Genomic DNA, 25086 nt, shown 5'->3' on the forward strand with positions numbered 1-25086 from the left:
CGGATATGGAACTTTTTACATCACTTTTTATGGGAACACCGGTCTGGATGTGGCTGGTGTTCATCGGCATTGTTTTGGCATTGCTGGTGCTCGATCTGGGCGTCTTCAACAAAGAAGACCATGAGATCGAAATCGCTGAAAGCCTTAAAATGTCGGCTTTCTACATCACACTCGGACTGGCTTTTTCCGGGTTTGTCTGGTGGCAGTTAAGCAGTGAGGCAACGGCGCAGTATCTTACCGCTTTCGTGGTTGAAAAGACGCTGGCGCTCGACAATATCTTTGTCATCGCGCTGATTTTCAGCTTCTTCGCGATCCCGCGCAAATATCAGCACCGTGTCCTTTTCTGGGGCATTCTCGGCGTCATCGTGCTGCGTGGCATCATGATCGGCCTTGGTGCCACAATCGTCGCAAACTATCACTGGGTGCTTTATCTCTTTGCGGTTTTCCTCATCATCACCGGCATCAAGATGCTGTTTTCAGGTGAAGACGACGAGCCGGATATGAGCCGCAATCCGCTGCTGCGCTTTGCCCGCAAACACATGCGCATCACGGATGAACTGCATGGCAACGCCTTCTTTGTGCGATTGAAAGACAGCCAGACCGGCAAGATGGTGCGCTTTGCGACGCCATTGTTTCTGGCGCTGATCATGATCGAAGTTGCGGATCTGATTTTTGCCGTAGACTCTGTCCCGGCCGTGTTCACGATCACCACAGATCCTTTCATCGTGTACACGTCGAACATCTTCGCAATTCTTGGTCTCAGAGCACTGTTCTTTGCGCTGTCAGCCATCCTGCATCGCTTCGCCTATCTTAAATATGCGCTGTCGATCCTGCTGATCTTCATCGGCTCGAAAATGTTCATTGCCGATCTGATGGGCTGGGAGAAATTTCCTCCGGCCTGGTCGCTGGGTATTACTTTCGCAATCCTTGGTACAGGCGTTATCGTCTCGCTTGTGAAAACCAAAGATGCGGAAAAACCAGTGAGCCATCATTAGAGCAATTCCGGGAAAAACTGGAACTGCTCTGGTCGTAACGACTGCAAATTATCTGCCCGGACTTTCAAAGTTCGGGCAGGCTTCAGAAAATCAGTAGATTATCTCCACCCCTGCTCGCTCTAACGCTGCGTAAACTGCGCTCGGTGGTGGCTGGTCCGTAATAACAAGATCAATGCTTGAAGTGGGCAGGATCGAAAACTTGTCCGAGCGTTGCAGAGCTGTATGACTGGCAAGCACAACAAATTTCCTTGTTTGACGCCGTACCACCTGCACCAATTGCAAATGTCGATCTGACGGCCCCAGCAATCCGCGCTCCACATCAAAGCCACTTGCGCCCATGAACGCGATATCAAAAACCCGACGTGAAATAATCTCCATTGCCTCAAAGCCGAACGAAGCGCGGGAATGCTTGTCAAACTGACCGCCGCACAGCGTGAGGTCCGTCTGACCGCCCATGGCAAGAACGATCATGATATCAACCATCAGGGATGTCGCAATGATCGGCGGTTCATGGCGTGCTTCCCACGCAGTCGCCAATGCAGTCGAGCCCCCGCTGAAAAACACAGACATGCCAGGTTTAAGCAAACCGTGAGCAAGACGCGCAATCCGCTCTTTGGCCTCGCGATCCGCGCCGATGCGCAGATCGATATGCGGCAACCCCTTTGCCGTAACCGCTCGTGCACCGCCATGGACACGCATTGCTTGTCCTTTCTCTTCCAGCGAAGCAAGATCACGCCTGATCGTTTCCTCTGAAACGGAAAAAACTGTCGCCAGTTCTGCACATGTTGCATCGCCAAGTCTGATGAGACGATCGCGAATGCGGTCCTGCCGGTCTGAGGGGCGGAGAGGTCTGGGTGCCATTTTGTGGTCTCGTCATAGTTACACTGCCAGCGGCTTACAGGGCTTATCTCACAGGAATACGACAAAGTTTCACTTAAACGTTCATTAAACGGGCAGTTATCGCAAAGCCCGGTCAAAGCGCACAATTCGCATGTCATTCATGACCGTTAGTTTGTGCCCACATTGGACACAGGAGTGACGGACATGGTCGAACTTTCAAGGCGCAGTTTTCTGACCGCCTCAGCCGCAATCGCAGCGACGAGCACCTTTGGCATCTCTTCGGCTTTCTCCGCCGACGCCAAGATCGAAATATCCAGCATCTGGGGACCAGACAAGCCATTCCAGAAAGTGGTCGATGCTTTCAACGCGTTGAAGACCGGCGTCACCGTCACCAATCGCTTTGACGGCGACTACGAAACCGCGACCGCCAAAGCCCTCGCCGGTATAGCCGCAGGCAAGCCACCGGCAATCATGGTAACCGGCTGGAAATTCGGATATTTCGCACGCCGTACCCTTGGCGCGCGCGATCTCAACGAAATCGATGCGACCAGAGCAAAGGCTATCATCGCGAACTTCGTTCCTTCGCTGATGCCGCTTGTGACCATTGACGATGCCGTAATTGGTCTGCCATGGGCAATGTCCACACCGATCACTTTCATCAACAGCGCTTTGTGGGCCGAAGCCGGTCTTGATCCGAACCTCCCGGATAATCCAGATACCGACTGGCTTTATAATGCTGCACGCACGCTTGATGAAAAGCTCAAGGGTAAACATGCGACCTACCGTTCGGCTCTGGCCCTGTCCAATAATGAATGGACAAGCCAGTCCTTCATCCAGAATGCAGGCGGGTATATAATCGATCCATCAGGCAAGCTTGCGCTGAACAGCGATGAGGCCGCTAAAGGCATGGAGCTTTTCTGCCAGCCAGCCCATCAGGGTCTGTGGACACCCGTCAGCGGCAAGGAGCAGGATGCAGCCTTTGAAGCCGGTGCGCTTGCGATCTGCACCACAAGCTCGACCCGCGCCGCCAGCTTCCCGTTTGGCAATGCCAAGGCAATCACCGCGCGTTTCCCAGGCATTCCGGGCCATGACCGCAACATGAACAGTGGCGGCAACTTTCTTGCCGTTTATGCAAAGAATGACGAACAGGCCAAGGCTTCGCTTGCTTTCCTGGAATTCTGCGCCTCGCCGGAAGGCCAGAAAATCTGGTCGGAAGTCGGCTACCTAAATACATCCGTTCACGATATTCCGTTGATCAACGACTTCATGAAGCCCGCCGCAGGCCAATTGCAGGATGGTTTGACTGCAGAAACCATCTGGCCCGGCAAACGTGGACTTGAAGGCCAGAATATCTGGCGCAAGTGGGTTTCACGCATGTTGACCAAAGAGACCGATATCAAAGCAGGCCTCAAGTCGGCTCATGACGAGCTTGCAACAGTGCTGGTGGATGCCTGACGCGAAATGCCGAAACCTCTGTTTACAAAACTGGCCCCGTGGATATTCGCGGGGCCAGCCGTCCTTTCCGTCATCATTTTCCTTTACGGCCCTATTCTGGCCTCCGCAGTTCTGTCGGTAGTCGACTGGAACCTGCTCTCAACCGATGTCAGCTTCGTCGGGCTGGACAATTATAAAAGCATTTTTGCCGATGCCGACTTCCGTCTGGCTGCGTGGAACACGGTGCTTTACTGCGCCATTCTGGTTCCGGCCCAGATCATCCTGCCTCTGATCATTGCGGTGATGATTCATGCGGTGCAGGGTTCAAAACTGGAGCGCGTTTATCGCGGTGCATTTTTCCTGCCCACCATTCTGGCCTACTCGGTCGCTGGTGTGACATGGTCGTGGCTGCTTAATCCGGTCAATGGTCTCTTCAATGAAGTGCTCGTGTGGTTCGGCCTGCCGACATCGATGTGGCACATGGACCCCAATCTCGCGCTTCTGTCTGTATCCGTTGTCACTTTCTGGAAAAGCTTCGGTCTCAACATGCTGTTGTGGATCGCCGCTCTTGCCAACGTGCCCCAATCCATGCGCGAAGCATCGCGGCTGGATGGTGCGGGTCCATGGCGGCGCTTCTTCACCATCGAGCTGCCGCTGATCACACCGACTGCTTTCTTCATTTCCGTCACGACGGTATTCTCCGTGCTGGACGATATTGTCGGTGTCGTTGATGTGCTGACAAGTGGCGGACCAGCGGGTCGAAGCTCCAATCTTCTTTATTTCCTCTGGCAACAAGGCCTGCAATTCTTCCAGTTCGGCAGAGCAAGTGCGGTCGCCATGGTCATCATTGTTGCGGTTCTTCTCATCACATGGGCGCAGTTCCGCTTCGGCGAAAAGCGGGTGCATTATCAATGACCGCCACTTCTTTCAGCGCCACGCTTTCACGTGGCACACTCCACATTCTTCTCATTGTGTTGTCGCTTATCACACTGTTTCCATTGCTATGGATGGTGACATCTGCATTTACGCCCAATGCGCTCATTGCCCAGAAAGCTTTGCGGTTCTGGCCCGAACAGATAACCTTGTCGAATTTCCAGATTGCGGCGGATCGCTATCCAATCTGGTGGTGGCTGTTCAACTCTGTCATCACCTCCGGAGCGATCACGCTGGGCAAGCTCATCATCAGCTTGCCTGCGGGCTATGCCTTTGCCCGAATGGACTTTCGCGGCAAGCATTTCCTGTTCTGGTTGGTCATTGCCACCATGTCGTTTCCAACGGTCCTTGCGATCATTCCGACTTATATTGCAGTGGTGAAGATACAGGCCTTCGACACCTATTCAGCAATGATTATCCCCTCGATCCCGTATATCGGCTTCTATGTCTTCTATTTCAGACAATCGTTCCGTTCGCTCCCCGACGAAATGTTTGAAGCAGCCCGGATTGACGGCTGTGGTATCTGGAAGCAATTCAGGGATATTGCCATTCCAAACGTACTGCCTGCGATAGCTGCCCTTTCTGTCATATCCTTTATGGGCGCGTGGAATATCTATCTCTGGGGACAGCTCGTTCTGGAAGATACCGGCCGCAAGACTCTCACCACAGGCATTGCCATGTTTGCAGATGTTGATGGTGCCGAAACGCCCTGGGGACCACTGATGGCAACAAGCCTTCTATCCGTCCTGCCAGTTCTCGGCATGTTTCTTCTGGCGCAACGTTACATCGTTGAAGCCTTTTCTGCTGGCACAGGAGAGAAATAAATGGCGCGTATTCTTGTTGTCGCCCATCTCAATCACGATCGCATCTGGGAACTCACTGGCCCTCTTCAATCCGGTGCACGCATTTCATGGCGCAACCGCGAGATAACACTTGGTGGCGGCGGTTACTTCACCGGCTTACCTTTTCTTATATCGGGGCATGAGGTTGCATTGGTCAGCTCGCTCGGCAATGACACACTTGGAAGTGAAGCCCGCGACTATCTTGCATCAAGCGGCTTCGACATGCAGCATGTCATCACGCGCGACACCGGTACCCACCTCACAGAGATTTTTCTGGAACCATCGGGTGAACGCACGATTTTGACAGCGCATGATGGTCCCATGCGGCGGTTCACGCTCAGCAGCGAAACCAGCGCAGACGCCGCATATATTAATTGCTTCAATCCTGATGCGAAGATCGTCGATGCTTTGAATTCGACTGCTTTTGTCGCCTCGCAGTTTCCCCTGTCCGAAACATCCGTGTCGCGCCCCGCCGATCTCATGATCGGTTCGCGCGGGGACTTTCCCGGCCTTGATGACACTGCACTCTGGCAAAAAGCTTTCGCCTTGTGCAGCGGAAGACTGAAACATCTCGTCATGACCGACGGTGCCCGCACAATCACCATTTATGATGGCAGAGAGACGCGACCGGTTCAGCCCATGAGGCGCGCAACGGTCAGCAACACCATCGGCGCAGGTGATCATTTTTCTGCAAGTCTTATCTCCGCGATGTTGAGCGGAGTGGCTATCGAAGACGCGGCCAGTGCGGCGAGCAAAGCAACCACAGAATGGCTTGAACAGCGCGATCGCCAACCGCTGGAAACCATCTGATCAAAGCAGATATGGCAAGCGCGAGGAATATCTCGCTGCTTGGCAGGAATGGAGAAAAATGGCCGGGATTATCCTCAAAGACATCAAGAAGATCTATGCGGGTGGAGTGGAAGCCGTAAAGGGCGTTTCCATAGACATTCGTGCGGGCGAATTCATCGTGCTTGTCGGCCCTTCAGGCTGCGGAAAATCGACCCTTCTGCGCATGGTCGCCGGCCTTGAAAGCATTTCCGGCGGCGAGGTCAGCATTGGCGGGCGCGTGGTCAACGATGTTGAACCCGCCGATCGCGACATTGCCATGGTGTTCCAGAATTACGCGCTTTATCCGCATATGTCGGTCTATGACAACATGGCTTACGGTTTGCGAAACCGTAAAACGCCAAAAGCGGAAATCGTGACGCGGGTGGCGGAAGCAGCCCGAATGCTCGAAATCGAACCCTATCTGGACCGCAAGCCGAAAGCCTTGTCCGGTGGTCAGCGTCAACGCGTTGCCATGGGTCGCGCCATCGTGCGCAAGCCTTCCGTTTTCCTCTTTGATGAGCCGCTTTCCAATCTGGATGCAAAACTGCGTGTGACGATGCGCGGAGAAATCAAGCGCCTGCAACGACGGCTTGGCACAACTTCTCTTTATGTGACGCATGATCAGCTTGAAGCCATGACACTGGCCCATCGTCTGGTTGTTCTGAACAAGGGCAGCATTGAACAGATCGGCACGCCGCTGGAAGTTTATCACAACCCGGCTTCGACCTTTGTTGCGAGCTTTATCGGCTCGCCCGCAATGAACCTGCTTCCGGGTCATCTGGAAGGCGACCAGCTCACGTTAAGCAATGCAGTGTTGAAACTCACTGGCGCTGTTCCGCCCGCGGGTCCGGTGACAGTCGGCATGCGGCCGGAAGATATTTTTCCGGCACAGAATGGCACGAATGCATTCGACTTCGTTCTCGACCACGTGGAAGAACTGGGCGCCCAGCGCCTTATCCATGGAACAGTTGGTGAGCAGCGTGTCACCGCAGCCTTTGCGCCGCATGTGCCGATCAGCGAAAACATGCAGTTGACTGTCGCTGCCGACAAGTTGCACTTCTTCTGCACCAACACCGGCAAGCGACTGATTACGAGTACGCAGCAGGCAACTCAGCAAAACGCATCAAACCTGTCACTTGTCTGAGGTGAGATGCGCTATCTTTTTTGTTTTTACGCACATCTTGTTCCGAAAACTGTCCCCACTTTTCGGGATGTGCTCCAGCGGGATTTTTTCAGGAGCCACGGTGTGGCGCTGTGGGAGCAATTCATTTATGTATCGCTAACGCCCACTAACATCCCTGGAGTTCGAGAGTGATCAACAGTAAGAAATGGTCTTGTGGAATTGCGTTTGGTCTAAGCTTGGTATCCCTGCTTTTTTCTCAAGCTCTGGCCGCGTCATCGAACTCGGGAGATCTGTCTGCCAAGGAGCGTACTGAACTGCAGCAGTCAGCCGGTATCAATTGCGATGCAAAAAATAATGATGATTGCACTGCCGGCAATATTAAAAGCGGCGATTATTACAGCGTGCGGATTTACAGCGATTGCGCAATTGCAGCTTACTTTGGTCGGATAAACGAGAAGCCTGTGTCTCTGCGGAAAGATGTCGCGACAACAGGTACGGAAGGTAAAACAGAAGGGGCGTTGGCACCCGAACAATTGGTTTGCATCAAGGCGGCGGCACAGGTGAACGCCACAGATAAAGAGTATTACGTCATGGCACTCCCAATGGACCATGGTCCGGAGTGTAAAGGCGAAGAGCTGTGCAAGAAGCCCCGGTCACTTCCTGAAAACTATCAAAAGACGATGGGTAACTGCCAGATGGACAGCCAGAATAACTATCGCGGCTGTCCGCAGGGATGGGTTTTTGCAACTGAAATGGAAGCCTATTCAAATGGGTTACCGGGTGCACAATAACTAATTGCACCGGAGCGCACCTCACCTGATCGTCAGCCGCTTTTCTAATTCACGAACGCAGTGCCGATGCCGCACTCATACGCAGGGTCATGAGGGCCGGAACCAGAGCAACGACGGCTGCGACTGCAATAAAACCAATTGCGAGCCACACATCGCTCATCGCGAATTCCACTGGCATTCTAACCGCCGTGGTTGCAGTGAGCCATGATGTGATGGCACGCGCAACGGCATATCCGATGCCCAGACCCAGAAATATCCCCAGCAGCAACAGAAAGAACAACTCGCCCCAAACGATTGCCATGATGGAACGAACCGGCGCACCAAGTGCCCGCAATGCGCCGATCTGCCGTTTGCGCGCACCAATATGCATGACAGCAACCAGCAGCAAAGCAAAGACCACGATCACCTGTGTGCCAACCGCTATACCGAGCAGCAGACTGCGGGCGTCACCCAGTGTCGAATAAAGCCGTGTGAGCACCTCTGCCGGAAAGATCGCCAATGTGCGGTCCGAACGATACTCCTGACGCAACCGATAAGCATCGGCGATGGTCTTGGGCTTCACCAGAATAGCCGGAACACCGGGGCTATCGGCATCAAACGCCTCATTGAGCGGCGCATCGACATCAATTTCATGATCATGATCATGCGGCGTTTCATTGACCAGAATGCCGAAGCCGTTGCCCGATTTTGCCGCCCGTTCGTCATTGTCGTGGTTGGCATTTTCATGTTCGGCATGGTCGTGCTCTTCATGAGCCTCCATGCCATGCAGCTGCCAGACAGTGCGAATGGGTACAAGAATGGATCGGTCCCAGGCGGTGCCGGTAGGCGCCATTTTTCCAGAGACCTGATAACTGACTTCATTATGTGCATGACCACCGGTTTCGACAGTGCCGTGCATCGGATTGACCCTGGCACCAACAGGCAGATCGACGGCCGAACCGATGACCGCTTCACCTAAACGCGAAAACAATGTGCCTTCCGCAAGCTTGGGCGACAAAGCCGAAATGAGCGCGGTTGTTGTACCGACGATCGGAAAGCCCATCGCACTGTCGCCAAATCCAATAGGTGCTGCGAAAGCTACGCGGGTGTCATTGGCAAGTTTGCCCAGTATCGCGCCAGACATCAGCGGCAAAGGCGATGGTTGCAAAAAGACAGAAGACAAAGTGAGCTGCGTATCGCTTCCTGCCGCACCGATTACCAGATCAAATTTATCCGACGCACGCGCCGTGCCAAGCCGTACAGCGCGTTCCTGCAAGGTCACAACAGAGCTTAAAGCCACAGACAGCGCCAGAAGCACAATGACAGCAACAGCACCGCTCCAGAAACGGCGCAGGTCCGCTAAAATGAATGCAATCATGACAATTCCATCTCCGCGCTGTCGCTGGCAATCTTTCCACCTTCAAGGCGGATGCGACGCTGCAGATATTGCATCAGTTGCGGATCATGCGTGACAACAACCAGCGTCGCCTTCTCCTCTGTTGCAAGTCGCACCAGAAGCTCGGCAACATCGGCGCCGGTTTTCTGATCAAGACTGGCGGTCGGTTCATCAGCAACGATCACGCCGGGTTTGGAAAGGAGGGCACGGGCGATTGCCACGCGCTGCATTTCGCCACGCGACAGAGTTTCGATATGCTGGGCGGGGCGGGCAATGCCAACCGTCTCAAGCAGTTCAAGCGCCCGCACACGATCTGCTGGCTTCACGCCTCGGCTCAGTTTGAGCGGCAAAAGCACATTGGCAAGCGCTGACAGACCCGGGAACAGATGAAAATCCTGCATCACCAGCCCGATATTGCGCGCACGGAATGCATCGCGCCTGAAAGCCGGAAGCCTGTTAATTTCCGTTTCGCCCCAGACCACTTGTCCTGCTTTGACGGGTTCGAGCCCCGTTATGGCATTGACCAGCGTTGTTTTGCCTGAGCCGGATGCTCCTGTGATCGCCAGATGACTACCGCCGGGCAAATGAAATTTATCGATGAAAAGAACAGGCAGCGTAAGCCCTGAAAAACGCATTTCAAGATTTGCGATATCGAGTGACAACCCGGTTGGCTTGGCGAGCATCATCATCAGACCGTTTTGAAAGAAGCATCACGCAGCCGAAGCTGGCTGACAAAGCCCGTTTCAGGGTCGGTCCATGAGCCATATTCCAGTGTACCGCGCGTCAGGATCGGCGCATTGAACTGCACGAATGTCTGCTTTGAGGCCAGATAAACCACCACGATATTGTCCGGCCAGTCGGAATCTGACGAACAAAACGGGCAGATAGACATCGGAATTTCCGTAAGAACGAAGAAATTCGCCTCAGCCTTAAGAGGCGGTGCCATAAATCCGCTGATAGCCACTTCGCTGCCCGCAGAGGTTTTCACCTGATCGGAAAACTCAAGCCCCAGCACGCCAAAGCTCTTGTAGAGATTGTCGAAACCAAGCTGCTGTGCCGCAAGCGCTTTGTTGGCCATGCACATCAGAGGCGCTGTTGCCAATGCACCAAGCATAAGTTGCCTGCGGTTGAAATGCTGTCGCGCACGCATTTTGCACTCCATCAGATAAAAGAACGGGCAAGCGGGAAATCCCGCCTGCCCCCATCAAACGATTGATTACTCGGACTTTGCCTTGCCGAGCGCAAAAGCGTCAGCGAGCACACGGTAAACATCGCTCTGTTCCATGTAGCCACGAAGGCCTTCGGAACCTGGGCCTGTTGCCTGAAGCACAACATCGTCGACAGCGTGAACACCGGTATCGTCTTCCTTCGGGATATTGCCCTGAACGAAGACCGCACCCGGAACGTCCTTGTAGGCCTCGTTGGCTACATATTCGCCCTTTTCGTTCTTAACGGCTGGTACGAATGCGCCATCCAGCTTTGGACGGAAGGTTTCATAATGATCCGGGCCGTTATTGGCAGAGAGGAACAGACGACGCGAAACATCAACACGATCCGGATAGCCGTCGCCATTGGTGTCTTCGTAGTTCGGGAAACCGGCGGCATCGTAAGTGCCAACCTTTTCGCGCATTTCGTCGCCCGGCTTTTCATCATCAACCGTACCGATGATCGCAACACCATGGGTGTGATCGCCGGTAACGATGATCAGCGTATCAGGGTTCTTCTCGGCAAATTCGCGTGCAACGCCAACGGCTTTGTCGAACTCGATGGTTTCGACCAGCGCACGATCCCAATCAAGGGGATGGCTCATCTTATCGACCGATGCGCCTTCAACCATCAGGAAGAAGCCTTCCGGATTCTTGGAGAGCTTTTCGAGTGCCGTCTTGGTCATTTCAACCAGACCCGGCTGGTTCGGGAACTTGTCGACAGTGCCCTTCTTGAGGAATTCACGGTCAAGCGTCACGTCCATATTGCCGGTGTGGAAAAGGCCGAGCAGCTTGTCCTGATTGGACGCTCCTGAAGCAGCAAGTTCATCCTTGCTGGTGACCAGCGCATAACCGGCATCCTTGAACAACTGGATATAATCCTTGTCGTCCTTACGCTTTGAACCCGGAATATCCTTGGCAAGGAAATAAGCCGAGCCACCGCCCAAAAGCACATCTGGCTTCACGTCATACATCATGCTGACGATATCGGCCTTGTCGGAACGCTTGCGTGTGTGTGCAACAAGGGCTGCTGGCGTTGCATCCTGAAGTTCCGAGGTTGAGACGATACCGATCGACTTGCCGGTTTCGCGACGCATTGCTTCAGCAATGGTTTCAACCTTTGGATCGTCCTGGCTGTCTGGCGTACGGTCAGCATAAACGCCGAGCGCGTTCACGCGCGACTTATGGCCGGTCATATAAGCCGACATGGTGTTCGCGCTGTCGGTAGCAATCGAATGGGTCGAAGACGTGCCGATGAAAGCAACTGGCGGGATGTCATCCATAGCGAGACGACCATTGGCCTTCCCTTCGCTCATGCCCTTGGACATGATGCGCGCACCAGTGCGGTGGGCAACCGAAAGACCATCGGCAATCAGAAAGATTATGTTCTTGGCCTTGGCTTCGTTACCGGTCGAATAAACATCCCAGTTGACGGATTTGGTTTCATCACCAGCGGAGACTTCAACCTTGTAATCGCCAGCCTTGCCGATTTTCAGGCCGCGCAGAATGAGCGCCGAGCCCAGAACCTTATCTTCAGCGCCTTTTTCTTCAGCGGTGAATTCGGCCTTGCTGCCAAAAACAGCTTCGTAGTCCTGACCATTGACGGTAACCTTCACGTCTTCTGGCTTGACGACCTTATCAAACTCAACCTTGAAATCGAATGGCGAATTGACAAGGATTGTCGCCCGGTCAATCGGATAGACGGTTGCAGCACCGGCTGCGGTCGTCAAACCAATCACTGTCGTCAACATAGTTGCTGAGGTGAGAGCAAGAAGCATTTTGCGCATATCAGAAATCCCCACTGTGTAATGCGTGTGAGGCTCAAATAAGAAAGCTAGATGACACTGGTATAACAGCCAGCCAATTTATTCATTAAACTTAGTTTGCCGGCTATTCTGATTGCAGACAATTTTACGGGCGTTTGGCGCCGATCTTTCATGTGAATGTAAAAAACCTGAGATAATTGTCTGCAAATCAATCAAACAGGTGCTTCATGATACGCAAAACGCTCTCGATCATCCCATTGGCTGCATTTCTGCTCAGCACCGGCACACCGAGCTTTGCACAAGTACCGGGCTTTGCACAAGTACCGGGCTTTGCACAAGACAAGGCACCTGCGCTGATTGGCGAGTTTGTTCTGCCGACCGGATTAAAATTCAACGGTGTGGAATTCGGCGGCATTTCCGGCCTCGACTACGATCCGGCGCAGAACGTCTATTATGCCATCTCCGATGATCGGTCGGAAAAAGCCCCCGCCCGGTTCTATAAGCTCAGGCTCGATATCGACGCATCGGGCATTCATGGGCTGGATATTCTGGAAACAACCACCTTGCTTGATGCACAGGGCCAGCCCTTTGCCATCAAGGATGTGGATGCTGAAAGCATTCGGTTCAACCCTGCAAGCCAGACGCTTTACTGGTCGAGTGAAGGTGACCGCAACGGCAAGCCTTCGATCCGCGAGATGAGACTCGACGGCACTTTTGTTCGCGAGTTCAAACTGCCGGAGGCCTATCTGCCGGATGAGAATAAAACACGCGGCACGCGCAACAATCTGGCTTTTGAAAGTCTGACGATCACAGAGGACGGCAAGACGCTTCTGGCAGGCACGGAAAACGCGCTTATGCAGGATGGCGATATTGCAACGCTGGAGCATGGCAGCAGGTCGCGCATCATCTCCTTCGACATTTCATCAGGCGATGTGACTGCGCAACACGTTTATGAAACCGATCCCATCTTTGCGAAAGCAACGTTGCCCCCTTTCTGGAACGACAATGGGCTAAGCGAATTTCTGACTGTCGGTCCGGACATTCTCACGGTCGAAAGATCTTACGCCCACGGTGTGGGAAACCGCATCAGCATCTACCGCGCCTCATTTGACGGTGCGAGTGAGATCAACGGCGAGGCATCCTTGCAAGGCATCGTTGCGACGCCGCTTAAGAAGGATCTGCTTCTTCGACTTGATGAAGGAACGTTCGGTCTCGACATCGACAATATCGAATCCCTTACCTGGGGGCCGGAGGTCGATGGTGCCAGGACCCTCGTGATTGCTTCCGATAATAACTTCAATCCAGGCCAGTTTACTCAGTTCGTGGTGATTAAACTCCCATAGGGCACGGCACGGTGAAAAAGAACTCACATTTCAAATAAGCTATTTGTAAACAAGTACTTACAAATAATTTAATGGATAGGGTTCACCGCGGCATGTTTTAAGCTCTGTCATCAAACCTTTATCGGGATGATAATCACACGTCACAGGGCGTCTTTAAGGACCATTGCGTTTGTTTTCGCAATTTAGGGGGTTCCTTATGCGCCTTGGTCATCTTCTCGCTTCCATTGCAACGATTGCCATGACATCGTCGGCAATGGCTGAAGAAACATTTACAGCCAAACTGGCAGGCCACGCCTATCTGCCTGCAATGACGCTGATCACACCGCCTGCCGATGCTCCCCGCGATGCCTGGGTTTCCGGCAAGTTCACCGGCAAGACCCGCAACGACAAGCCTATGAGCGTGATGGGTGATGTCGGCAAAGCCTATGGCAACCACCCAACCGGCATCTCCCTCCCCTTCATTGGTCAGCCTGTACAGGGCATGTCAGGCTTTGCGATGAACCGCGCAGCCGATGGCAGCATCTTCACGCTGACCGACAACGGCTTCGGCACAAAAGCCAACAGCCCCGATGCATTGCTGTTTTTCCATCGCATGAAGCCTGATTTCGAAACAGGCAAAGTTGAGCGCGTGGAATCGGTCTTCCTGCGCGATCCGGATAAGAAAGTGCCATTCCGCATCGCCTATGAAGGCACAGATGGTCGCTACCTGACCGGTGCTGATTTTGATCCCGAAAGCATTCAGTACCTCAATGATGAAATCTGGATCGGCGACGAGTTCGGCCCCTATATCATTCGCGCTGGTCTCGATGGCCGTGTGAAAGCCGTTTACCCCACTATGCTTGATGGTAAGCAACTGATGGGTCCGGATACGCCGGGCGTTGTCGTGCCTGCCGTAGCCGGCAAGGATTATCGCGTCCAGCGTTCGGGCGGTTATGAAGGCATGGCACTGCATCCAAAGACCAACCAGCTCTGGGCCATGCTCGAAAAGCCACTTTATGATGACAGTGGCAAACCGGAAGGCGACTTCCTGCGCGTTATCACCTTTGATACCGCCAAGGGCGAATGGACCGGCGACAGCTATCGCTTCCGCCTTGCAGAAGGTGCAACTGCCATTGGTGACTTTAACTTTATCGACGACACCCGCGCGCTGGTCATCGAGCGAGACAATGGCGAAGGCGATCCAAGCCTTGAGTGCAAGACCGACGATCTGACGGCTTGTTATCCGCTTCCGGCCAAGGTCAAGAACATCGTTCTGGTCGATACGTCCAGGATTGATGCCGATGGTTATATTCATCGCATCGGCCATATCAATCTGATGGACATTCAGGACCCCGACAATAAGGCAATCCTGAAAACTGCCTCTGCGCGTGACCTCAAGGGTAAATTCACCTTCCCGTTCTTCACAATCGAAGACGTGATGCGCGTTGACGATACACATATTCTGATCGCCAACGACAACAACCTGCCATTCTCTGGCGGGCGTCAGATCGGTGAAGCCGCGCATAACGAGTTCATCCTGCTTGAAGTCGCAGATTTTCTGAACGCCAGGTAATCGTGCCTGATTGATCCAACTTTAAAACCACTGGCGGGCACTGCATCTTGCAGTGCCCGCTTGCGCATTCTGCAAAATAGCGACATTGCTCACTCGAATGGTCGACTGACCGCAAAGAGCAGAGAAGCAGAATGACCGTGAGAGAAATCGTCAAATATCCGGATGCATGTCTGCGCGCGACTGCCACGCCCGTCATGGTGTTTGATGATGATCTGCGCATTCTCGCAAAGGACCTGCTCGATACCGTGCGCGCAGCACCCGGTATCGGCATCACCGCTCCTCATATTGGCGTTATGATGTGCGTGGTTGTGCTGGAGCTTTCAGGCCCGGGCAGCGCCAGGACCTACATCAATCCTGAGATTGTCTGGGCTTCCGATGAGAAAATCCGTCATCAGGAAGGCAGCGTATCCATGCCGGGCGTTGTGGAGGATGTCGAAAGACATGCCCGTATTCATCTTCGCTATCACGATCTCGATGGCAATGAGCACACGGAAGAATCCGACGGATTGCTTGCTGTATGTCATCAGCACGAAATCGACCAGCTCGATGGAATCTTCTGGATTCAGCGGCTATCGAAGCTCAAACGCGACAGGCTTATCAAGCGCTATCAGAAGCTACAGAAATAAACGCTCGAGAACGACGTAATGAGCACCTGAGCGAGACTTTTGTTGATCGTTACGCCTGCGCAACGGAACAACTTCCCATAAACCTATGTCTTTGAAAAAGAACAAGGTAACAGGCTTTGAACAATCTAATTGGGATTTTAGTTTCGCCACTGTGACAGGAGGCGGAGTGGCTTAATCTCTCTCAGAATCAGGGTGAGAGAGATTCTGGAAATGCTCTTCTTCACTGAGAGCACTATAGGATGATTTGGTTAAGAATGTCTACGTCTAACATGAATATCGTCTCTCTTGGTCTTCGCCTCAGCGAAACTCTCCCAACATTCCTCCACAATGATCATCCCTCCTTTTGTGTAACTTGCGCTGAATGCTAAAGACATAGCACCCCATTAATAATGCGTATCACCGAACGCTCCACTTTGCCCTCCTGCTCATCAGCCGCACCCCAAGAAGGTTGAGACGTGCTGATGTGGGGTTCAACAAGATCGAGACGCTTCTTCAACAGACTGATGCGAGAACTGCTCTGCTTCAACAGCAGCCACATCCGAAAGCAATACCATTCGGAACGAGTGCTGATTGCCCAGAGACTGCGCCAGCTTATTGAGTGCTATCTGAATAAGAAGCTCTCACCCCTGCCCTTCACAAAGATCCCTCGTCGTGGCGCCGCCTTTCAGATGTCATCAACCAACCGGCGACGGGCCTATTTGTCCATTGCCACGGCGAGGACCGCATATTCCTCACATCTCCACGACCAGCGCATCACATTGCATATTTGAGTTCATTTACTGTTTGCGAAGTAGAAGACCGATTCTCCCACAAGTATTGTGTCCCGCATCATCGATCCTGCTTGAATGAAGGGCGGAATCTCTTACTTTCAGATCATAGTCTCAATTAGACTGCGGTCTATTATCCTTAATTCTCTTTAAATTCAGTTAGATAGGGTGATTTCGATTCGTATTGGTATTGATTTCAGACAGCCGGGCCAGAGATGCTAACTGTTTGTTAATATACGCCCCTTGCGGCAAAATAAGAATCGGACATAATGACGGTATTTAGACGGTATTAGTTCCAGTGCCGTCACTAGGGATCCCAAGCCTATGAATATCGCAAATAAAGCAGAGCAAGTGTCGTTTGACGACATGATCTTGACGCAAGGGCGAGAGATCTCGCGCAAGCTCAATCTGCTGCGGCATGAAAACTTCCCGCCTGATGCGCGCAAAAACTTGCGCCAATTCTCCATGGCTGAAGCGGCTTACTTCCTTGGTGTCTCTCCGAGCAATCTGAAGAAGCTGCATCTTGAAGGTAAGGGTGTTGATCCCATCATTCTTTCGGGTGGACGCCGTGCCTACACAATCCAGCAGGTTCAGGAACTCCGTCATTGGCTTGATCAGAATGGCCGTGCGGAAGTGAAGCGCTATGTTCCGCATCGTCGTGGCAATGATAAATTGCAGGTCATCGGTGTCGTGAACTTCAAGGGTGGCTCCGGCAAGACGACAACTGCGGCCCATCTTGCCCAGCATCTGGCGCTGACCGGCCATCGCGTACTTGCAATTGATCTCGATCCACAAGCGTCCCTTTCAGCACTCCATGGCATTCAGCCGGAGCTTGATGAGTTCCCTTCGCTCTATGAAGCCGTTCGCTATGACGAGCAGCGCAAGTCGATCCGCGAAGTCATTCGCAAAACCAATTTCCCGGGCCTCGACATTATCCCTGCTATGCTGGAGCTGCAGGAGTATGAATACGACACGCCTCTCGCGATGCAGAATGGTGGCGAAGGCAAAACCTTCTGGAATCGTATTGCGTCTGCACTTGCTGAAGTGGATGCGGAATATGATGTGGTCGTCATCGATTGCCCGCCACAGCTCGGCTATCTCACGCTGACCGCTCTTTCCGCGGCAACGTCTGTTCTGATTACGGTTCATCCGCAAATGCTCGATCTTATGTCGATGTCGCAATTCCTGCTTATGCTTGGCGATATTCTCAAGACTGTTCGTCAGGCGGGCGGCGCAGTGCAGCTCGACTGGTTCCGCTATCTGATTACGCGTTATGAGCCAACCGATGTGCCACAGGCGCAGATGGTTGGTTTCATGCAAAGCATGCTGGCATCGCATATGCTCAAGCATCAAATGCTCAAATCAACTGCCGTATCAGACGCAGGCCTCACAAAGCAGACACTTTACGAAGTTGAACGTTCATCGATGAACCGCGGCACCTATGATCGAGCTATGGAGGCTCTAGAGGGCGTTAATTCGGAAATTCGCGGGCTTATTCATGAAGCCTGGGGTCGTTAGACCGCAGTCTAATTCGGAAAATATGAAATAAAATCAGTCTTATGACTGGTTTGAGGATAAGAGAATGGCACGGAAGAACATTTTTCAGAGCGTAATGCAGACCGAAGAAGCGGAAGAAAAATCCGTTTCTCCTGTCGAAAATGTTTCGCGTCGTTTTGGTGCTGCAAAGTCTCTGTCGGCATCGATCGATGAGCTTGCCAAGCAGGCTTCTCAGAAGCTTGATGGTGAAACCATCGTCGAACTCGACCCTTCTGTTCTCGATGCGTCTTTCATTGCAGATCGTTTGCCAGAGGCTGATGATCAGGAATATGCAGAACTTCTTGAAGCTGTTCGTGAACGTGGTCAGGACAGCCCTATTCTGGTGCGCCCTCACCCGGAGACCAGCGGTCGTTTCATGATCGTATTCGGCCATCGCCGGGCCAGGGTCGCGCGTGAACTGGGGATCAAGGTCAGGGCTGTTATCAAGCCCCTCGCCGATCTCGAACATATTCTCAGTCAGGGTCAGGAAAACTCGGCACGAGCCAATCTCAGCTTTATTGAGCGCGTTCTGTTTGCAGCGCGCCTCGAGGAACTGAAATATAGCCGTGAAGCTATTCAGGCCGCTCTTTCCATTGATTACCAGACCCTGTCGAAGATGCTGACCATTCCGCGCGCAATCTCCGAAGACATGCTCGTTGCTATCGGACCAGCGAAAGGTATTGGCCGTGATCGCTGGCTTGAACTGCGCAAGCTGATCGAGATCCCTGGTAAAGCTGATGCGGCGCGTGAATTGATCGGAACCGATGCTTTCAAGGCAGCACAGTCCGGCACACGCTTTGAGCAGCTCTATGGCTATCTCAAGGGCTCTGACCAGAAGAAGCCTGTTACGAAAGCGCTTTCACGCGCTGGTTCGACATGGAGTGCTGCTGACAAAAGCGTCAGTGCCACCATCAAACAAAACGGCAAAACAGCAACCCTGGCGCTCAGTGCAGCCAATGGACCACGTTTTGCTGAATGGATTTCACGTAATCTGGATGCGCTTTATGCGTCATTCAGTGACGACGAGAAGTGAGTAAGCGTATCAGGTGAGGGGGACTTATCCCCGCCTAATCGGCGTAGCGTATAAAAGTGGAAGAGTGCAGGTGGTGGTCATCTGCATAATTTGACGAAGAGGAAACAGCAGCAAAAGAAAAAGGCCCCCAAACGTCGCCGCGTGGAAGCCCTTCTCATTGGTTTAGCAGCTAGAGAATCGCAAATCTACGAATCACTGTCAAGTGTAATTAGCGTCATTTCGGCGGGTGGATTTCTTTTGCCTTGTGGAAGGTGAAAGAAAATGGAGTCTCAGTTCGGACTGACGCCTTTTGGCAGTCAGCGGATGACGCACGCCTTGTTGGCAGTGCATCAAAAAACTCGGGAAATACCTCAGGGAGCAACCGCAGATAAGTGGCAGCTTCATCGTTGGCTATGTGAAGGCAAGAATATCATTGGCATCAGTGATCGTTCTTTGGCGGTTCTATCTGCCTTGCTCTCGTTTTATCCAGAGAACACACTGGTCGAAGCCGGTGCTCTGGTGGTGTTTCCATCCAACAAACAGCTAGCCTTGCGTGCACATGGTATGGCCGATGCAACATTGCGTCGTCATCTCGCAGCGCTGGTCGAAGCCGGTATCATCACTCGTCAGGACAGTCCAAACGGCAAACGTTATGCGCGTCGCAGCAAATCCGGCGAGCTTAAAATTGCTTTTGGCTTTTCACTCGCACCGCTCCTGGCGCGTGCAAACGAGTTTGAAGCAGCCGCTGAACAGGTCAAATCGGAAAAAATCGCTCTGCGTGAGATCCGTGAACAGCTGACTTTGCTGCGTCGTGACATATCGAAACTGCTTGATTATGCGATCGAAGCATCTCTCGCAGGTCCTTGGGACGAGCTTAAGATTGAGTTTCGTGCAGTTGTTGACAGCATTCCGCGTCGTGCAGAGATGCAGGAACTGGCCACATTGGTCGCAAAGCTGCAGGATATTCATGGTTCTGTTGATAACGCTTTGAATAATAATCAAAAAGTTCAAAATCTGAGCGACAATGAATCCCAAAATGAGCGGCAGCTTAATGAATCAAAACCAGATTCCTATTTTGATAGAAACGTCGCAAATCTGAACACAGTCGGGGTTACGACAGTAACGGAATGCACATACGAAACCAGCATTTCTCTCGAGATGGTTCTGCGAGCATGTCCTGAAATCAGCACTTACGCATCAAGTCCAATCAACCACTGGGAACAATTAATCGCTACAGCAGAGAAAGTACGAGGCTTTATCGGCATCGACACAAAACTCTACGAAACGGCTCTGAAAATGCTTGGAAGGCAGAATACGGCTATCACAATTGCCTATCTGCTGCAGCGCTATAACGATATTCGCTCTGTAAGCGGCTATCTTCGTATTCTCACGGAAAAAGCTGCTGAAGACGCGTTTTCAGTTAAAGCTCTTATGATCAGCGCTCTGCATATCCAGCAAAGACAATTGCAATGAGCTGAAACTTACTGATTCCTCATGATCACGGCGCAAAACAGGGCTTGAGAAGGAATTGGATGTAATCGCTCTGTTGAAACTTAACAAAGAGTTAACTTTCGTAAACAGGTCGCGGGCAAGTGAATAAAAGCCGGTAAGATCGCCCATCACGGGATTGCCTTAATCCATATAAGGGCTAGAAATGTGCAATCTATTGATAAGCCGGTCTGCAATTTCTGATCGCGTTACAGCCGAGGAGAAGAAAATATGTATTTTCGATTGGGTAGCCTGATGGCCGCAGGGCTGATTTTTGCAACTGCGCCAGTGGCTGCCGAAACTTTGAAGGTCCGTGATATCACCGATAAGCAATTGATATCAGAACGTGCCGCTGATTTTGAGAACGATCTCAATCAGCTTGGTATTGCAGCGAAGCTGAACTGCAATCTGCTCATTGGAAGTCGGGGTGAATCTGGCCACGAAAGCTTCGGTGCGATTTGCGATATGAATATTTCAGGTAAAAAGCCCACTTCCATAATGCTGTGTAACGATACGATGATCGGCAAGCTCACCATCAAGGCTTTCGGCTTTAGCGAGAATAAAAGTGAGCTCGCTGCCTTTACCGAGATGAACTGCCAACCGGGTGGCTAACGATGTCCTGAAACCTCCCGGCGAGCGTAATCGCGCTGATAGTATGGGTGCAGATTGATTGGTTTAAGCGCTGGAACCTGTGTTCCATGCGCTCTGGAGATTTCGATCTTACAGCTGAGTTTGTTCTGCCAGCTCAGCATAGACAAGATAACGCAACGGGCCTTGTGTAACCGCATTAAAGGGATAGCAGGTCGCAAGAACCAGATGAGAGCCTGTCGCGTTCACATCGATCTGGGCTTCGTCCCAGCGGGCGACAGTCATCCGAGTGGCGCGGTAGGTAAAAGTCTTGCCGTCATCGCGTGTTATGACAATGAGATCGCCTTTCTCTATATCCTTTAGAAAAGCAAAATGTGTGTCACGATGCGCGGCATAGACTGCTGTTCCTCTCTCGCCAGCTTGCGGAGTATTCTGCAAATGACCGGGACCAAAAGCCAGGGCTTGTCCACTTGCGCCATTAAGAGCAATAGCTGATGCCATCAGACGCGGTGCTTCTATCCGTGCTACCGGCCATGTATCCGCCCAGCTCCAGGGTTTAACTTTTTCACCTGTTGCTATGCTCTGCGAGAAGGCGCGCTCAAGAAGGATTTGTGCAGTATAGGCTTTGGCATGGATCCAGAGGCCCTGACCGAAGAGAACAAACCCGCACGCCATGACGGCAATCGCCAGCAGGGAGAGGGGGGAGCGCAAGCGAGCGCGCTCCTTTGGTTTTACGTTTTTCACAACAACAACACTCATCGTGCATTCTCCTTACGGCGTGAAAACCAGAAGATGAGGAACCCGATGAACAGAACGCCCAATCCTTGCAGCATGTTAAGCGTTGCAGGGGTGGCTGTTTGTGGCAGAGACATTGCGGGCGCTGGAACATCAGGCGATACAGGACGATCATTGCTTCGAGCCAGTATCTGCTCCTGACCTGCATCGGCGTGATCAAGCACATTACGATCTGCACGGATACCAAACAGCGCATCAAAGTCCCATCCGGCAGGAAGTAGCAAAGGAATGTCTGCGCGGGTAAGCGGCGTGTTCGCTGGACGGGATGGTGTCTGATCGACTGCAACAAGGCTTGTAAGACGTGTCACCAGATGATGCTCCAGCGCGAGATTAAGGATGCGTGTGTCGGCGGCCTGTCCGGTAATCTTGCCGAGTTTCATATCCACTTCTGCATCGTCGATCTTACGGCGGGCCCAGATCTTCGAAATGCCTTCTGCCGGGCTTGCTGAATCAAGTGGCAGGGTGACTGTCCACGGACGACGTCCAACTGTACCTTCAACTGTAATGGTACCAGTTGCGTGTTTTGTGCGTGCCGCAATCACCAAAGGTTCGCCCTGATAAAGATCTGGAAGAAGTCCTGGTGTCAGATTGACACCTTCCTGTGAAAAGCTGACCTTTACGTTGGTTACGACCGGGTTTTCGAGCTTGTCGAACAGCTCGCGCATGTGCTCGTCGACTTCTTCCACCGAACCAATATGCGTGAAGCTGCCACGGCCAAGCTCAGACGCCTTGTTCATCAGATAGGTATTGGGAGCAGAGCCGATACCGACCATGAACAGACGGGAACGGTCACGGCGCGATGCAATGACATCCAGCATTTGCTGTTCGTTGCTGATCTCGCCATCCGTCAGAAACACGATCTGGCGCAAACCGTCCTTTTGGTGGCTGTCATTAAGAGCCGCGTGCAATGCGGGCAGCATTTCTGTTCCGCCGACCGCGTCAAGCGTGGCGACATATTCGCGGGCATCGGTAATATTGAGTGGCGTAGCAGGGACTGAGTCATCAAAAACCCTGGTCAGAGTGTCATCGAAACGAATGACGTTGAAACGGTCGGTGGGCTTCAGGCGGGCAAGTGCATAGTCGAGACTGGCTTTGGCCTGCTTGATCGACGTTCCGCCCATCGAGCCTGAATTGTCGATGACGAACACGATCTCGCGTGATTCATTTGCAGGAGCGCTGGCACGGGGAGGCGTGACATAGGCCAGCACATAGTCGTCGTTTCCAACGCGTTCGCGAAACAGGCCGACATTTGGCATATCGGTTTCCGTCGCTTGCCATTCGAGAACGAAGTCACGATCAGCCGCAGCCTTGCCGTCGAGAACAATCTTTGAGGCCAGCTCATCCTGTCGATCGATCTGAATAGGGTGATAGAGGCTTTTGATATCGGTCGCCGGGAAACCGGGCTTGAGATTGATGGTAATCGTCACTGGATTGGTGCGATCTTCGCCCGGCATGACGAGGGGCGTTTCAATCGCACCGTTGTCAGGACCAGCTGCCGGTTCCGCTTTCTGCTTTCCCCAGCCACCCTGAATATCTGCTGTCTCATTGATCGGGTCGCTGTTCTCGGGATTATAGCGCGGTGCTACAACAAGAGGCACGCGGAGTGAGAAGCGGTTGTCGGTCAGGCGAACAGCCTGCTGGTACTCAATCTGAATGACGACTTTTTCATTCGGACCAAGATTCGCGACCGCATTGGTAAAGATGTTCGGGCGCTGTTGTTCGATGAGCGCTGCCTTCTTGCCTTCGCTTTTGGCCTTCTCATAGATTGCGCGTGCTTCCTGCTTTTCCTTGATGTCGGCGACGATAACCTTGTCGCCCACAATCATCTTCAGGGAATAGACTGCGCTGTCTTCAGGCAGAGGGAAAACATAAATGCCTTCAACCCAGCCATTGGTTGGGTTCTCAAAAACCTGGCTAAGACGGGCGCGGGCAGTGGGGCCACTGACATCGATATTGAAATCGGTGGCAAGTCGCGGCGCCTCAACATATTGGCCGGCTTCACTGCTCTGAAGCAGAAGGCTTCCGCTTTGCACGGCATTCGGCGTCACATAAGTTGGCTTTTCAGCACGGGCCGAAGCCACGTTGAGAAGCGAAAGAACAACGGCCAGTATGGGCAGTATCATCATGTTTACAAGCCAAACGAGCTTGCAGAACCGGGACAGGCTGATTGCTCTGGTACGGCCGTGAGGGCGATGAGAGTGTCTGATTGCAGGCGACATTGTGCGCTCCTGTATCTATCGGATAACTGGAGATAATTTCGCCTGAGTGCTGTTTCCCCGCCAGCGTAAGCTTTGCCAAGTTTTGTCCGTAGTTTGCCGCAAGCCACCTTGCCGGTTCCGCCTTTGTGTGGAATTGTGAAGAAAAGTACGGATTCAGGAAGTTCTCATGTCTCAGCAAGATGCGGTTTTGTCCGACCAAGTGAATGTTCGTGTTGCTGAACGTGTGCGCGAGGAAATTGCTCGCCGCAGGATTTCCCGCCAGCATCTGGCAGATGAGGCACGCATCAGCCTTTCGACGCTTGAAAAGGCGTTATCCGGGCATCGGCCTTTCACGCTTGCGACCATTATCCGGCTTGAGCAGGCCATGGGATTTGAATTGCGTGATCAGGCAGTCACGGAGATACCCAAACAGGTGCCTCCTCATGGACATGCGGCCGATGATCTTGGTGCTTATTCGCGCGCAGCCGTTTCGTGGCTTGAAGGAACGTTCCTTACTTTGCGTCCGTCTTTCGGCAATCGATCCGATATTTTTGCTTATTGCACGGATATCAGCTGGGATGCCGAGAACACACATCTCAAATTTGAGGAGCGTGAACGAACGGATACATCCTTCTCGCAGCATGGGCGTGTTTCGGTGCCGCATCTTTCGGGCCATGTGTATCTTGTGACCAATACATCCGGGCAATATCGGATGGCGGTTCTTTCGCGACCAAGCATAGCGGGCGAAATGTATGGGATACTCACGACCTTGCGGGCGGGGCAGGGTGCACAACTGACGCCTGTATCGGTGCCTTTGGCGCTCATTCCGATGAAAGTGTTCGAAACGCCGGCGTTCGGTCGCATAACCCCGGCAGACCTGCATTTTGGACAATATTCCAGTTTCATCAACAAAACGCTTGGTGATGGATATGCAAGTTTCGTCACGTCAGAATAGTTAAGTCCCCAGTCTTGCTGGTTTTATTCTATATACCATCAAACAGGTCAGATTTAGCGATTTCTATGGTGTCTGTTTCTCTTAAAATATTGAA

General features: G+C 52.6%; 22 protein-coding genes. 15 read left to right on the forward strand and 7 right to left on the reverse strand.

From position 1 onward, the window contains the following. Positions 1 to 5: 5 nt before the first annotated feature. Positions 6 to 995 (forward strand): TerC family protein, encoded by a 990-nt coding sequence (locus CEV32_RS21860; protein WP_094579239.1) that lies wholly within the window; start codon positions 6 to 8, stop codon positions 993 to 995. Between the two features lie 90 nt (positions 996 to 1085). Here the strand turns inward: CEV32_RS21860 and CEV32_RS21865 are convergent, their stop codons facing one another. Continuing rightward, a complete protein-coding gene (locus CEV32_RS21865; protein WP_094579240.1) occupies positions 1086 to 1856 on the reverse strand; it encodes a DeoR/GlpR family DNA-binding transcription regulator in 771 nt (256 codons plus the stop codon). 183 nt (positions 1857 to 2039) lie between these two features. On the opposite strand from CEV32_RS21865, the gene CEV32_RS21870 reads away from it, so the two are divergent. The 6 genes from CEV32_RS21870 to CEV32_RS21895 all read left to right on the forward strand — a co-directional run bounded on the left by CEV32_RS21870 (position 2040) and on the right by CEV32_RS21895 (position 7786). Beyond that, positions 2040 to 3290 (forward strand): extracellular solute-binding protein, encoded by a 1251-nt coding sequence (locus tag CEV32_RS21870; RefSeq protein ID WP_094579241.1) that lies wholly within the window; start codon positions 2040 to 2042, stop codon positions 3288 to 3290. 6 nt (positions 3291 to 3296) lie between these two features. Continuing rightward, positions 3297 to 4184: a carbohydrate ABC transporter permease gene (locus CEV32_RS21875; RefSeq protein WP_094579242.1), complete on the forward strand. Its 888-nt coding sequence runs from the start codon at positions 3297 to 3299 to the stop codon at positions 4182 to 4184. Continuing rightward, positions 4181 to 5026: a carbohydrate ABC transporter permease gene (locus tag CEV32_RS21880; RefSeq protein WP_094579243.1), complete on the forward strand. Its 846-nt coding sequence runs from the start codon at positions 4181 to 4183 to the stop codon at positions 5024 to 5026. Before CEV32_RS21875 ends, CEV32_RS21880 begins: the two co-directional genes overlap by 4 nt. Further along, positions 5027 to 5854: a PfkB family carbohydrate kinase gene (locus CEV32_RS21885; protein WP_094579244.1), complete on the forward strand. Its 828-nt coding sequence runs from the start codon at positions 5027 to 5029 to the stop codon at positions 5852 to 5854. Positions 5855 to 5912: 58 nt separating this feature from the next. After that, positions 5913 to 7016 carry a sn-glycerol-3-phosphate import ATP-binding protein UgpC gene (locus CEV32_RS21890; protein WP_094579245.1) on the forward strand — a complete coding sequence of 368 codons (1104 nt, stop codon included), beginning with the start codon at positions 5913 to 5915 and terminating at the stop codon, positions 7014 to 7016. 167 nt (positions 7017 to 7183) lie between these two features. After that, positions 7184 to 7786 (forward strand): hypothetical protein, encoded by a 603-nt coding sequence (locus tag CEV32_RS21895; protein WP_094579246.1) that lies wholly within the window; start codon positions 7184 to 7186, stop codon positions 7784 to 7786. Positions 7787 to 7835: 49 nt separating this feature from the next. Here CEV32_RS21895 and CEV32_RS21900 read toward each other — a convergent pair whose 3' ends face one another. From CEV32_RS21900 to CEV32_RS21915, 4 genes are all read right to left on the reverse strand, one after another. Then, positions 7836 to 9143 carry an FtsX-like permease family protein gene (locus CEV32_RS21900; protein ID WP_094579247.1) on the reverse strand — a complete coding sequence of 436 codons (1308 nt, stop codon included), beginning with the start codon at positions 9141 to 9143 and terminating at the stop codon, positions 7836 to 7838. Further along, a complete protein-coding gene (locus CEV32_RS21905) occupies positions 9140 to 9850 on the reverse strand; it encodes an ABC transporter ATP-binding protein (protein WP_094579248.1) in 711 nt (236 codons plus the stop codon). The genes CEV32_RS21900 and CEV32_RS21905 overlap by 4 nt, the downstream gene beginning before the upstream one ends. Further along, the gene (locus CEV32_RS21910; RefSeq protein WP_094579249.1) at positions 9850 to 10311 is read right to left on the reverse strand and encodes a hypothetical protein; all 462 of its coding nucleotides are present in this window, start codon (positions 10309 to 10311) and stop codon (positions 9850 to 9852) included. The genes CEV32_RS21905 and CEV32_RS21910 overlap by 1 nt, the downstream gene beginning before the upstream one ends. A gap of 66 nt (positions 10312 to 10377) precedes the next feature. Next, complete coding sequence (locus CEV32_RS21915) at positions 10378 to 12153, reverse strand: alkaline phosphatase (protein ID WP_094579250.1); 1776 nt, start codon at positions 12151 to 12153, stop codon at positions 10378 to 10380. A 206-nt stretch (positions 12154 to 12359) separates the two neighbouring features. Here CEV32_RS21915 and CEV32_RS21920 point away from each other — a divergent pair, with 206 nt between their 5' ends. From CEV32_RS21920 to CEV32_RS21950, 7 genes are all read left to right on the forward strand, one after another. Beyond that, positions 12360 to 13475 (forward strand): esterase-like activity of phytase family protein, encoded by a 1116-nt coding sequence (locus CEV32_RS21920; protein WP_094579251.1) that lies wholly within the window; start codon positions 12360 to 12362, stop codon positions 13473 to 13475. A 196-nt stretch (positions 13476 to 13671) separates the two neighbouring features. Further along, complete coding sequence (locus tag CEV32_RS21925; RefSeq protein WP_094579252.1) at positions 13672 to 15027, forward strand: esterase-like activity of phytase family protein; 1356 nt, start codon at positions 13672 to 13674, stop codon at positions 15025 to 15027. Positions 15028 to 15158: 131 nt separating this feature from the next. Beyond that, positions 15159 to 15653 (forward strand): peptide deformylase, encoded by a 495-nt coding sequence (locus tag CEV32_RS21930; RefSeq protein ID WP_094579253.1) that lies wholly within the window; start codon positions 15159 to 15161, stop codon positions 15651 to 15653. 1091 nt (positions 15654 to 16744) lie between these two features. After that, positions 16745 to 17938, forward strand: a complete 1194-nt coding sequence (gene repA / locus CEV32_RS21935) for a plasmid partitioning protein RepA (protein WP_024896991.1) — start codon at positions 16745 to 16747, stop codon at positions 17936 to 17938. Between the two features lie 64 nt (positions 17939 to 18002). After that, complete coding sequence (gene repB / locus CEV32_RS21940) at positions 18003 to 18989, forward strand: plasmid partitioning protein RepB (RefSeq protein WP_094579254.1); 987 nt, start codon at positions 18003 to 18005, stop codon at positions 18987 to 18989. Positions 18990 to 19250: 261 nt separating this feature from the next. Further along, on the forward strand, positions 19251 to 20441 hold the full coding sequence (gene repC / locus CEV32_RS21945) for a plasmid replication protein RepC (RefSeq protein ID WP_094579255.1): 1191 nt from the start codon (positions 19251 to 19253) through the stop codon (positions 20439 to 20441). A 246-nt stretch (positions 20442 to 20687) separates the two neighbouring features. Then, the gene (locus CEV32_RS21950) at positions 20688 to 21068 is read left to right on the forward strand and encodes a hypothetical protein (RefSeq protein ID WP_094579256.1); all 381 of its coding nucleotides are present in this window, start codon (positions 20688 to 20690) and stop codon (positions 21066 to 21068) included. Positions 21069 to 21176: 108 nt separating this feature from the next. Here CEV32_RS21950 and CEV32_RS21955 read toward each other — a convergent pair whose 3' ends face one another. Next, on the reverse strand, positions 21177 to 21803 hold the full coding sequence (locus CEV32_RS21955) for a class GN sortase (RefSeq protein ID WP_094579257.1): 627 nt from the start codon (positions 21801 to 21803) through the stop codon (positions 21177 to 21179). Then, positions 21800 to 24058: a marine proteobacterial sortase target protein gene (locus CEV32_RS21960; protein WP_094579258.1), complete on the reverse strand. Its 2259-nt coding sequence runs from the start codon at positions 24056 to 24058 to the stop codon at positions 21800 to 21802. Before CEV32_RS21960 ends, CEV32_RS21955 begins: the two co-directional genes overlap by 4 nt. A gap of 166 nt (positions 24059 to 24224) precedes the next feature. Here CEV32_RS21960 and CEV32_RS21965 point away from each other — a divergent pair, with 166 nt between their 5' ends. After that, on the forward strand, positions 24225 to 24992 hold the full coding sequence (locus CEV32_RS21965) for a helix-turn-helix domain-containing protein (RefSeq protein WP_094579259.1): 768 nt from the start codon (positions 24225 to 24227) through the stop codon (positions 24990 to 24992). Positions 24993 to 25086: the final 94 nt, after the last annotated feature.

Source organism: Brucella rhizosphaerae, from assembly GCF_002252475.1.
Lineage (GTDB): Bacteria > Pseudomonadota > Alphaproteobacteria > Rhizobiales > Rhizobiaceae > Brucella > Brucella rhizosphaerae.